The organism is Sphingomonas sp. GW821-FHT10C01 (genome assembly GCF_059415525.1).
In genome coordinates this window covers 1743731-1755466 of record NZ_JBWKNK010000001.1, presented here as the reverse complement: position 1 = coordinate 1755466, position 11736 = coordinate 1743731, and the positions used below count along the sequence as shown (strand labels likewise).

Below are 11736 nucleotides of genomic sequence, written 5' to 3'. Positions count from 1 at the left end.
CCAACTGGCCGCCCGGAGGCTCTAGCGAATAGTCGAGGCCGCAGCGTCCACCTGTACCGTAGCCACCTGTCGGATGTCGTCCGATGATGCGCCTGCCAGCACGCGATAGGTACCCGGACGAACCTGCCAGCCGCCGGCCTTGGGATCGTATGCGGAGAAGGCGCGCGGATCGAGCTTCAAGGTCACGCTCCGCCGTCCGCCCGCAGGGATTGCGACCTTCTGGAACGCGCGGAGTGTACGGGGCGGCTCACCCGGCTGCGGCTTGACCGGCTCGACATAGAGCTGGACAACCTCCTGCCCCGCGCGCTTGCCGGTATTACGCAGTGAGAGCTGCACATTCACCGCGTCGCTAGCCGCCACGCGCGCCGGCACGCTCAACGCCGAATAAGCGAAGCTGGTGTAGGAAAGCCCGTGCCCGAACGGGAACAGCGGCTTCACACCGCGTGCCTGATAGCCGCGATAACCGACCAGCAGCCCTTCCGAATAGGCGCTCTTCGAGGTCTTGAGATCGGCCAGATCGTCCCCGCTGCGCTGCGGGAAGGTCACCGGCAGCTTGCCCGACGGGTTGACCTTGCCGGTCAGCACATCGGCCAGCGCCGCCGCGCCACCCTCGCCCGGCAGCCACATGCTAACGATCGCCGGCGCCTTTTCGGACCAGGGCATCGTCATCGCGGCACCCGCATTGACCACGACCGCAGTCTTCGGATTGGCCGCGGCAATCGCCTCGACCAACCGGTTCTGCTCGCCGGGCAGGTCGATATTGGCGCGGTCATAGCCTTCGCCCTCGGTAGTCGAGGACGAGCCGACGATCACGATCGCCGCATCCGCGCCCTTCGCCGCCGCGACCGCGGCGTCGAACGAAGGCTGCGGCTCGCGCACGCCGAAGCTCAGATTCTCGTAGGGCGTACCGCCATTGGCGTAGTCGATGCGGATCGGATAGCCGCGTCCCGCCTCCAGCGTCACCTGCACCGTACGGCGCGGCACCGGGAAGCCGAGCACGTCGCGATTGTCGGGAACGACCTTGCTCGTCTTCTCCAGAATGACCTTGCCGTCGAGCGTCACCTGCGGGGTGCCGGTGCCACGCACGCTGAACTCGTGCACGCCACTGGTGCGTGGCCAGAACATCCCGTCCCAGCGGATCGCGGCATAGCCGGTCGCCTTGGGCCCGGCGACATTGCCGCTGATCCAGCGCACGAAGCGCGTGACGCGCTCGGTCTTGACCGGCGTGCCGCTCGCATCCGTGGTCATGAAATAGCTGCCGGTGAGGCCGGTCTCGGCGCGCTTGTCGTCCGGGCTGAACAGCTTGGCATCGGCGGCGGGCGGCGTCTCCTCATTGTCGACGCCCTTCTCATAGGTGATGCGCACGCCCGGCAGCGCCGCACGCAGCGCATCCAACGGGGTCTGCGTCTCGAACGGCACGACGTTCGAGCTGCCGCCGCCCTGCATTCGCACGACATCGGCATTGGGGCCGATCACCGCGAGCGACTTGATCGAGCGGTCGAACGGCAGCACGCCGTTGTTCTTGAGCAGGACCATCGCCTCTTCGGCCGCCTTGCGCGCGATCGCGGACTGACGGAGCGGCGTCGCCGCTTCCGGACGCGAGGCGCCACGCTCGATCACGCCGCTGCGCACGATCAGCCGGACCATGCGCCGGGCATTGTCATCGATCTGCGCCGGGCTGACCTTGCCCTCGGAGACCGCGGCCTTGAGCTTGTCGCCGAAATGTTTGGGCGGGCCGGGCATCTCCAGGTCCATGCCGGCATTGACCGCCTCGGCAGTGGTATGCGTCGCGCCCCAGTCGGAGACGACGAAGCCCTTGTATCCCCATTCCTTCTTGAGCAGATCGGTCAGCAGCCAGCGATTTTCGGCGGCAAAGACGCCGTTGATCTTGTTGTACGACGCCATCACCGACCATGGGTCACCCTCGCGTACCACCATCTCGAACGCGGGGAGGTAGATTTCGCGCAGCGTGCGCTGGTCGACGATCGAGTCGACGACGAAGCGGTAGCTCTCCTGGTTGTTCACCGCGAAATGCTTGAGCGAGACGCCGATCCCCTCGCCCTGCACGCCGCGCACATAGCCAAGGCCCATGCGCCCGCTCAGCCACGGGTCTTCCGAATAAGTCTCGAAATTGCGGCCCCAGCGCGGGGTGCGGACGATGTTGACGGTGGGTGCGAGCAGCACGTCGGCGCCATGCGCCTTGGTCTCGCGCGCCACCGCCGCGCCGACCGTGGCGGCAAGATCGGGATTCCAGCTCGCTGCCAGCGCGACGCCGACGGGGAAGACCGTCGCCGGCTTGCCGTCTGGCGAGCGCACGCCGGTCGGCCCGTCGGTCATCTTCACCGCCGGGATGCCAAGGCGCGGGATCGGATTGAGCGCCATCGAGGATTCACCTGCAAGCAGCAGGATCTTCTCGTCCAGCGTCAGCCGCGCCATCAGGTCGGCGACCCGCGCCTCAAGCGGTGCCTTCGCATCGCGATAGACCGGTGCGGCCTCCTGCGATCCGGCCGGCGCCGTCGTGGCGAGGGTCAGTGCAATTGCCGCACCCAATCTCATTTGATCGCAGCCAGGCTGGCTTCGGTCTTGGCGAGCAGCTCGTCGGTGAGCTTGCCGTCCGAATAGGGCTGGAGCTGCTTGAGGCCGAGGCCCTTGATCATCTCGAGCTGGGGCAACTGGGTCAGGCCCGGCAGCTCCTTGTCGAGCACCGCCTTGGCCGCTTCGTTCGCGAGCAGTTCGCCGATCGGCGTGTCGAGGTTGAACTTGGCGGCGGGCTTGGCGGCATCGGCAGCAGGCGCTGCGGGTGCGGTCTGGGCCATGGCGACGGCGGGAACGAGCAAAGCCGCCCCGAGCATGAGGTGAAGCTTCATCACGTGTTCTCCTTGGTTTCGGCGGTCTGTGCGCCGGATTGGCTGCCGAGTTCGGCGATCATCGCCTCCCGGATCAGAAACTTCTGGACCTTGCCGGTCACGGTGGTCGGGAATTCGGCGACGACGCGGACGTAACGCGGCACCTTGAAATGCGCGATCTGGCCGCGGCAGAAGTCGCGAATGCCCTCGGCATCGGCCTCCGCTCCGGCACGCAGCCGCACCCAAGCGCACAGCTCCTCGCCCATGCGTTCGTCCGGCACGCCGACCACCGCGACATCCTCGATCGCGGGATGGCTGTAGAGGAAACCCTCGATCTCGCGCGGGTAGATGTTCTCACCGCCGCGGATCACCATGTCCTTCAGGCGCCCGACGATGTTGGCATAGCCTTCGTCATCAATCACCGCGAGGTCGCCGCTGTGCATCCACCCATCGGCGTCGATCGATTCCGCGGTGCGTTCTTGTTCGTCCCAGTAGCCGTGCATGATCGAGTAGCCGAGTGTGCAGAGTTCCCCTGGCTGGCCCACCGGAACGATGTTGCCGTTGGCGTCGATCAGCTTGCTTTCGAGGTGCGGCTGCACGCGGCCGATCGATCCGGTGCGCCGATGGATCGGGTCGTCGAGCGCGGTCTGGAAGCTCACCGGGCTGGTCTCGGTCATGCCGTAGCCGATCGTCACGTCGCGCATGTGCAGCCGGTCGATCACCTCACGCATCAGCGGCTCGGGACAGATCGCCCCCGCCATGCAGCCGGTGCGCAGCGAGGTGACATCAAGGCTGTCGAGCACCGGATGCGCGAGCATCGCGATGAACATCGTCGGCACGCCGTAAAGCGCGGTGCAGCGCTCCGCTGCGACCGCGCGCAACGCCGCCTCGGGATCGAAGCCGGGCGCCGGATAAACCATCGCCGCGCCGTGCGTCAGGCTAGCGAGATTGCCCATCACCATGCCGAAGCAATGATAGAGCGGCACCGGAATGCAGATGCGGTCCTGTGCGCTCAACCCCATGCCCCGACCGACGAAATAGCCGTTGTTGAGGATGTTGCGGTGGCTGAGCGTCGCGCCCTTGGGCAGGCCGGTGGTACCGCTGGTGAACTGGATGTTGATCGGATCGCTGGCGTGCAGATCGTCGGGCAGCGCGCCGACCGGATGCGCCGCGATATCGGCGAAGCGCAGCCAGCCCGGCCGTGCGTTCCCGCCGATCAGGATTTGAGCACGCAATGTCGGCAGCCGCGCCGGTCCGAGCGTCTCGATCATCTCGGCATAGGCGCTGGTCTTGAAGCGCTCGGCCGCGACCAGCGCGGCAAGGCCAACCTTGTTGATCGTATATTCGACCTCGGACAGGCGATAGGCGGGGTTGATCGTCACCAGAATCAGGCCGGCGCGCGCCGCCGCGAACTGGGTCAGCGTCCATTCGGCGCAATTGGGCGACCAGATACCGACCCGCTCCCCGGGCTTGAGCCCCAGTGCCAGCAGCCCGGAGGCGAGCGCATCGCTCCGCGCAAGCAGTTCGGCGAAGCTCCAACGAATGCCCTGCGCGACCGAGACCAGCGCATCGCGCTCACCCCATTGTTCCGCCGCACGCACCAGCGCCTCGCCGATCGTATGCTCGATCAGCGGCGGCGTATCGGTGCCGCGAACATGGCTGAGTCCCGGAGTGACAAAGCTCATTTGCCCGGCACCTCACAGGTGAAGCTCGCGGCATCGTCGGTCGAACCCTTGCCGTCCCAGCGCGCGACCTTGGGCCAGGCGCAGAGCGGGCGCGTACGCTGCGCCTTGGCCGGGAAGCCGAGATAGCCGAACATGTCGTTGTCGAACTTGGTCGCGACGATCCGCTCGGGTGCGGGGCCGCCCTTGTGCCAGGTGTCGAGCGTGCCGAGCGCGTCGAACACGTTCGGGCCGGGTCCGGCAAGGCAGTGCGACATGCCCGGCGCCATGAAGAGGCGGATGCGATCGCGGGCCTGCGGATCGGCGGCGAGCACACGACCGACAAAGCCGATCGTGTTTTCCGGCGGGATCGCCGCGTCCTGCCAGCCATGATACATCAGCAGCTTGCCGCCACGGCGGAAGAACGCCTTGAGGTCGGCGCTCTCGATATCCAGCTCCTTGCCGAGCTTCGCCTTGGCCAGCGGATAGTCGCTGGCGAGGTTGAAGCGCGAGGCCGGCCAATCGGCATCGTTGTGGACGAAGTAGCGGAAGAACTCGCCCGAGAATTTCGCATGCTGGGAGTCGGCGGCGGTCAGCCACATGCCCCACGTACCCGGCTCACCCTCCGCGCCCGGCGCGAAGCCGGGGTAGAAGGCCTTGCCGTCGGGACCCTTCGTCCCCTGATAAAGATGGCGTGCCGCCGCGACCTGCGCCGGGGTCAGGCACTCGCCGCTCGCGTCCGGCTTGCACTGAAGCGCGGCCGGATCGAAGCCGCACTTGCGCGGATTTTCGATCACGCCATCGGCGACGCCGTCGATTTTGTCGCATTTGGCGAGCGATGCGGTCTGCAGCAGTTTGAGTTGGGCCAGGCCGAGTACGGCGCCCGGCTGGCGCAGCACTTGAGCGTTGCTGGCGAAGGCGCTGGCCATCCGCGTCCACGGGATCGCCGGGGCGCCCGCGATGATCGCGTCATAATCGTCGGGGAAGCGCTGAGCCTCCATCAACGCCTGGCGCCCACCGTCCGAGCAGCCATGGAAGTAGCTCGCGGAAAGCGGCGCCAGATAATAGGCCGAGATCACCTGTTTCGCGGTCTGCGCGGCGATATGGTTGGCGCGCCAGCCATAGTCCTTGATCTTCTCGGGTGCGTTGAGCGCCCAGCTGCCGTCGACGTCGCTCTTACCGAAATGGCCCATGTCGCTGCCGACCGAGGCATAGCCTTTCGCCACCGCACCGCGCATCAACAGCGCCGGGATGCCGAGATTGGCGCCGAAGCCGCCATTGCCCGCCCCCAGCAGCTTGCCGTTCCACGCCATGCGCTCGGGCAGCCACACCTCGACCTTGATCGATGAGCCGGGGACCGGGGTCATCACCGCCTGCACGCGACAAAAGGCCGCGGCGGCGGGCAAGCCCGGCATGCCCGGGCCGGTATCGACCGGGGTGCCGATCGTCAGCGGGGTCGCCGCCTCGATCTTGCCATTGGCGAGTACGCGGCCGGTCAGCGCGGCGCAGCTGGCAACGGCAGGCCCCGGTGGCGGGACCAGCGTTGGCGTCTGCGCGGTGGCCGATCCCATGACGAGCGCGAGCGCGCTCAAGGTTGCGAAGCGGATCGCTTTCATTTCTTGAGCACTCCCAGGGAATTCATCCATGCCTGCATGCGATCGGTCCACCCGTCGCTCGGCTTGTCCTGACGTTTCATGCCGAAGCCGTGGCCGCCGCTGGCGAAACTCTCGAACTGCGACCGGGCACCGGCGGCACGCCAGGCGGCGTCGAGTCGCGCACTGTCGCCACGCGAAATCTTGTCATCATCGGCGACCGCGACGAACAAAGGCGGCGCTTTCTTGGGTGCGACGATCGGGTCGGGCAGCAGGCCGGGGTAGATGGCGGCGGCGAAATCCGGGCGCGCATCCGGCTTGTTGGCCAGCATCGTCCACACCGTGACCGCGCCGCCCGCCGAGAAGCCCATCAGGCCGACCCGGTTCGGTTTGACGCCGTAGCGCGCGGCGTTGGCGCGGACATGACGCACCGCCTGTTCGCCGTCCGCCGTCGCCAGCGGCCGCAGCGGTTCGACCGCCTTGGACAGTTCAGGCAGGTTGGTCATGTAACGCAGCATCGCGAAGGGCAGATCGCCGCCGGTCTTGAGCAGACGATAGCGCAACACGAACGCAGTGATGCCACGTTCGTTGAGCCATTGCGCGACCGCCTCGCCCTCATTCTCGATCGACAGCAGGTGGAAGGCGCCGCCGGGTGCGACGATCACCGCGGTGCCGTTCGCTTTCTTGGGGTCGGGTCGATAGACGGTCAGCGTCGCATCCTGGACGTTGGTGACGACGATACCGAACGGCGCGCGCTTTTCCCGCTCGCCGGGCGATGCGGCGGGCTGATTCGGCCACAGCCGCACCACTTCCTGTGCCGAAGCGGGCGCCGCGACCGGCATCAGCGCAACGGTGGCAAGCGCGGCGACCGCAGCAAGCCCGGCCAGAATGCGCAGCGTGATCTTCTTCATTGCGAGTCTCTTACCTTGGCGATGGCGGCGATCGGCGGGGTTGCGGCGGGTGCCATCGCGGTCTGGTCAATGCCGATCACGAGCAGCGCAGGGCTTGCCGGGTCGAGCCGCTGCCATGCGGGCGCGCCCTTGCCGTTGGGGTCGCCGGTGCGGGCGAAGTAAGTCCAGTAGCTCATGAGCTGCGCTGCCGCTGCGCGATCGGCTACAGTGGCGTCTGCAGGAAGGTTGCCGAATTGGAACGGCACGTCGCTGGCGTGCGCGGCGCCCTTGCCGGCCTCGCGCTTGGCTTCCGTGACATAGCCGAAGCGGTAGAGCCAAGTGGGTGCCCCGCCCTTCGCATGACGGCTGGCGAGCGCGAGCGCCGGCTCGACAAAGATCGCGTCGCCGGCAAGATGACGCGCGGTCTTCTCTTCCGAGCCATAGGCCGCCTTCACCGCCTCCGCCCCCGAACCGAGCTGCTTGAGCAGCGGGCCATTGACCATCGGCAGGAACGGCGCGGGCACGAAGCCGAGCTCGTCGTCGTTGCTGCCCGCGATGAACGGGATGCGCGCCTGTTTGCCCAAAGCGAAGACCGCATCGGCGTGGCCGGGCACGATCGTCCCGTCGATGACCGGGCCGGAATAGAAACCCTCTTCCTTGTTGAGGATGGTGATGCCGCCGCGCACAGTGTCGGCCGGGAGCGCGCGGAGCGCGGCAAGGTCGGCGGCGGTGTTCTTAGCCGCGAAGGCACCGCCCTTGATCTGCGCCTCGGCGAGCGTCGGCCAGCGGTCGCGTCCGCCGCCCGACGCGGCGATCGCCTTGGCGAACAGGCCGGTGGCGGCGGGCGATGCCATCAGCCGCGCGACGGACTCCCCGCCCGCGCTCTCGCCGAAGAGCGTGACGTTGGCCGGATCGCCGCCGAATGCCGCGATGTTGCGCTTGACCCAGGCGAGCGCTGCGATCTGGTCCATCAGGCCCCAGTTCGCGCCCTCCAGCGCCGGATGCGCGAAGAAGCCGAAGCGGCCGAGCCGATAGTTGAAAGTGACGACGACGGTATCGCGCTTCGCCAGCTGCGCACCGTCGGTCGGCGCGAGCGCACCCGATCCCGCGACGAAGCCGCCGCCGTGGATCCAGACCATCACCGGGAGCTTGGCGCCCGCCGCAACCTTGGGCGTCCAGACGTTGAGGAACAGGCAGTCCTCGGCCATCGGCGCGCCGAGGCTGACATCGCCCGGCACCGCGTTCTGGACGCAGTCGGCGCCGAAACGGGTGGCATCGCGCGGAGTGGTCCAGCGGGTTACCGGTGCGGGCGCCGCCCAGCGCCCCTCGCCCACCGGCGCCGCCGCATAGGGAATGCCCTTGAACGAGGCGACCCCATCGGCGGTGGTTCCGGTCAGCGCGCCGCTGTCCATGGTCACCTGTTGCGCGGCGGCGGGCGCCGCGGCGAGCAGGGCAAGAGTGAGCAACCGGGTCATTGACCGCCTCCCGTGCGGAATTCGAAAATGCCGGGGCCAGTGCGATAGACCGCATAGCCGCCCTCCCGGCGCAACAGCTCGGCGCCCTGTGGCGCGGCGATGGTGCCGAAGCGTTCGGGCACGCGGATGTCGCCCACGGTGTTGGCGGGGATTTCTGCGGTGAGCGTCAGGCGGCGGCCCTCGACCTTCCAGCGCGAGGCGGCGCGGCCATGGACCGTCTCCATCACCGCTTCCGCCGAGGCGAGACCGGCCGGGATCGCGGGCTTGACCAGCACCGTCTTGTAGCCCGGCGCACCGGGGCGAAGGCCGGCAAGACGCTGGCGCATCCAGTCGGCGATCGACGCGAAATAATGATGGTCGCGCGAGCGGCTTTCGAGGCTCCAGCTTTCGAACATCGTCGAATGGCCGTTGGCGATCCACCAGCCCCAGCTCGGCTCGTCGGTGCGTGTCGCGACGCGATAGGCGAGATCGGCATGGCCGTAATCGCTCAGCATCTCTAGCAGATGACGCGTGCCGTAGACGCCGGTGCGCAGCCCCTGCTTGTCGACATCGCGCGCGATCGCGTCGGCGACACCCTGCTCGCGGCCAGTGGGCGTCATGCCGAAGGCGAGCGGAAGGACGTTCTGAATCTGCGCCGCCGGCCCCGCGACGCCCTTGGCATCGACGGTGCGGTACCAGCCATTGGCGTCGTCCCAGTAGCGGGCGTTGTAGGCGGTGCGGATCGCCTCGGCGAGCTGGCGGTAGCGCGCGGCATCCTCGGCCTTGCCGATCACCGCCGAGGACCGCGCGAGCAGATCGGCCTCGCGGAAGAAATAGGCGGTCGTCACCGCATCGACCCCGCCGCCGCGTGCGTTGAGAAAGTCGAGCGAGCCCGGCGGCATCCACTCGCTCAGCCCCGCGGCGCGGCGATAGTCAGGCGCCTTGATATAGGTCGCGGTATAATCGACCAGCCGCCGCTGCATGTCGTGGTTCTGCGCCAGAATGCGCGTGTCACCATAAGTGGTGTAGAGTTCCCACGGCAGGATCAGCGCGGCGGCATCCCAGGGCGTCGTCGGGCCCCAGATGATGCTCCAGCCCGGCGTGTTCTCATACCCGTAATAAGGGGTCGCGGGGACGATTTCGGGAATTTCCCCGTTCGATGCCTGTGCATCGCGGAAATCGGCGAGCCATTTGGTCCAGACGCGCGCGACGTCGAGGCTGCGCGCCGCCGCGCCCGCCGAAGCCTGGGCATCGCCGGTCCAGCCATTCTTCTCGAACGCCGGAGTGTCGGTCACGAAGCCGTGGAGGTTGTTGAGGATGGTGCCGGTCGCCGCCGCGTCGATCTTGCCGAGCAACGGGTTGGCGCTGGCGAAGCTGCCAGTGCGGGCGACGGCGGAATGGAGGATGCGCGCCTTGAGCTTGACGCCGGACGCGCCGCGCACCTCCACATAGCGGAAGCCGCGATAGCCGAAGCTCGGCTCCCAGCGCTCGATACCCCTGCCCGCCAGCGTGTAGCGGTCGGTCTGGAGCTGGGCGTGGATCAGGCCCGAGACCGGCACGACGCGACCGTCCGCCGCCAGCTTCTCGCCCGCCATCATCGAGACGGTGGCGCCGCGCGGGCCGCTGACCTCGAGCACCGGGCGTCCCGCGACGATGCGGCCGAAATCGTGCACCCAGACACCGGGGGCGGTTTCCTTGACGGATACGGAGTCGATCGTTTCGACCGCTTCGATCGGCTCGGCATTGGCGGCGGCGAACTTGCCGGCGGGGCCGGCGACGACCGCTGCGGGCTGCCATTTCGTGCGGAAACCTGGGCGGTCCCAGCCCGAAGGCAGCAGCCGTGCGTCATAGCGTTCGCCGCGATGGACGGAGTCGCCGCGCGTCGGGCCGTCGGCGGCTTGCCAATCCTCGCCGGTCGAAACCGTCTGGCGGGTACCGTCGGCATAGTCGATCTCGAGCTGCGCCTTGATCGCCGGCGCGCCGCGCCAGGGCGCCGCGTGGAAATACCATTCGTCGGGATCGGTCAGCGCATACCAGCCGCGGCCGAGTTCGGCGCCCAGCACATTCTCACCTGCGCGAAGCTGAGCCGTCACGTCCTGGGTATAGCTCAGCACGCGCTTGTCATAGGCGGTGAAGCCCGCGCCGAGCGGCGATCCGACCGGCGCGCCGTTGAGCAGGACACGGGGCATCCCCGCCCCCGCATAATAAAGTCGCGCACGCGCGATCGGCTTGCGCGCGACGGCGAAGTTGCGGCGCAGCAGCGGCGCGGGTGCCTCGATCGGGAGGACGAAGGCGACGCGGGGGACGCCCGCGGGAATGGCCAGCCCATCCGCTTCAACCGAGCCGCCGGTGAAGGGGTTTTCGTTCCGCGCAAAGCTCGTGCGAAACGGAGCGCTGCCGGTGCCGGTGACCGCGACCGAATGGATCGTCGCGGTCTTCGGCTCGGCGGCGGCGAAGCCGATCGTGCCGTGGCTGTGGGTGGCGTCCTCGAGCGTATCGATCGTCTTGCCGTCGAGCTGGGTGACGATACGCGATCCTTCGGCGCGGATCGTCAGGCGGCTACGCCGGTCCTTGAGCGGCGCGGCGAGTGGAATGCGCTTCAACAAGTCGGTCTTGACCGTTGAGCTCGATCCGCCGGGGTAGCGGCGCACACTTGCCGTCAGCGTGGCGCCCGCGGTGCCGTCGCTCAGCGTCCAGACATAGGCATCGCCATAGGTCTTGCCGCTGGGCAGTGCGCGGAACAGCACGTCGACCGACTTGCCGGTCAGCGTCAGATCGACGTCGAGCGTGAGGTCGCGCCAGTCATGCGCGTCGGGCGAGCGCCCGGCGATCCATTGCGCCCGCCAGTCGGCCGGGGCGAGCAGGCCCATTTCCCAGAAGCCAGGCGCGCTCCAGCCACTTGCCTGATCCTCGCCATCCCAGGCCTGGACGCGCCACCAGTAGCGGCCGCGCGACACGAGCGCGGGGCCGGCATAGGCGATCTGGACATTGTCCATAGACGCGACCTTGCCGCTGTCCCAGACGAACTCGCCCCGCTCAAACGCTTGCGGCGAATGCGCGACCTGGATGCGGTATGCCGTCTGGCGCGCGACCGGTGAGCGCCAGGCGAGCCGTGGCGCGGGCTCGTCGAGACCGATCGGTCCCGACGCATATTCGACGCGCAGCCCCTCCGGCACCTTCGCCGGATCCGCCGCCTGCGCGGGCGCCAAAGCGGCCAGCAGGAGCGCCCCGGTAAAAACCCGGAAGCGGCCGATGCAGTGGCCGCTTCCGGAAAAGGGGAGTGTACGCAACAC

General features: G+C 68.0%; 7 protein-coding genes. All 7 read right to left on the bottom strand.

The genetic code is table 11. From position 1 onward, the window contains the following. Window positions 1-21 precede the first annotated feature (21 nt). The 7 genes from AC07M1_RS08495 to AC07M1_RS08465 are packed head-to-tail and all read right to left on the bottom strand — an operon-like array spanning window position 22 to window position 11736. Window positions 22-2556: a glycoside hydrolase family 3 C-terminal domain-containing protein gene (locus tag AC07M1_RS08495; protein ID WP_495162110.1), complete on the bottom strand. Its 2535-nt coding sequence runs from the start codon at window positions 2554-2556 to the stop codon at window positions 22-24. After that, window positions 2553-2867, bottom strand: coding sequence for a hypothetical protein (locus AC07M1_RS08490; RefSeq protein WP_495162109.1), 315 nt, complete (start codon window positions 2865-2867; stop codon window positions 2553-2555). Before AC07M1_RS08490 ends, AC07M1_RS08495 begins: the two co-directional genes overlap by 4 nt. Beyond that, window positions 2867-4531 carry an AMP-binding protein gene (locus tag AC07M1_RS08485; protein ID WP_495162108.1) on the bottom strand — a complete coding sequence of 555 codons (1665 nt, stop codon included), beginning with the start codon at window positions 4529-4531 and terminating at the stop codon, window positions 2867-2869. The genes AC07M1_RS08490 and AC07M1_RS08485 overlap by 1 nt, the downstream gene beginning before the upstream one ends. After that, window positions 4528-6123, bottom strand: coding sequence for a tannase/feruloyl esterase family alpha/beta hydrolase (locus AC07M1_RS08480; protein WP_495162107.1), 1596 nt, complete (start codon window positions 6121-6123; stop codon window positions 4528-4530). Before AC07M1_RS08480 ends, AC07M1_RS08485 begins: the two co-directional genes overlap by 4 nt. After that, window positions 6120-7010, bottom strand: a complete 891-nt coding sequence (locus AC07M1_RS08475; protein WP_495162106.1) for an alpha/beta hydrolase — start codon at window positions 7008-7010, stop codon at window positions 6120-6122. Before AC07M1_RS08475 ends, AC07M1_RS08480 begins: the two co-directional genes overlap by 4 nt. After that, on the bottom strand, window positions 7007-8464 hold the full coding sequence (locus AC07M1_RS08470; protein WP_495162105.1) for a carboxylesterase/lipase family protein: 1458 nt from the start codon (window positions 8462-8464) through the stop codon (window positions 7007-7009). Before AC07M1_RS08470 ends, AC07M1_RS08475 begins: the two co-directional genes overlap by 4 nt. After that, the gene (locus tag AC07M1_RS08465) at window positions 8461-11736 is read right to left on the bottom strand and encodes a family 78 glycoside hydrolase catalytic domain (RefSeq protein WP_495162104.1); all 3276 of its coding nucleotides are present in this window, start codon (window positions 11734-11736) and stop codon (window positions 8461-8463) included. The genes AC07M1_RS08470 and AC07M1_RS08465 overlap by 4 nt, the downstream gene beginning before the upstream one ends.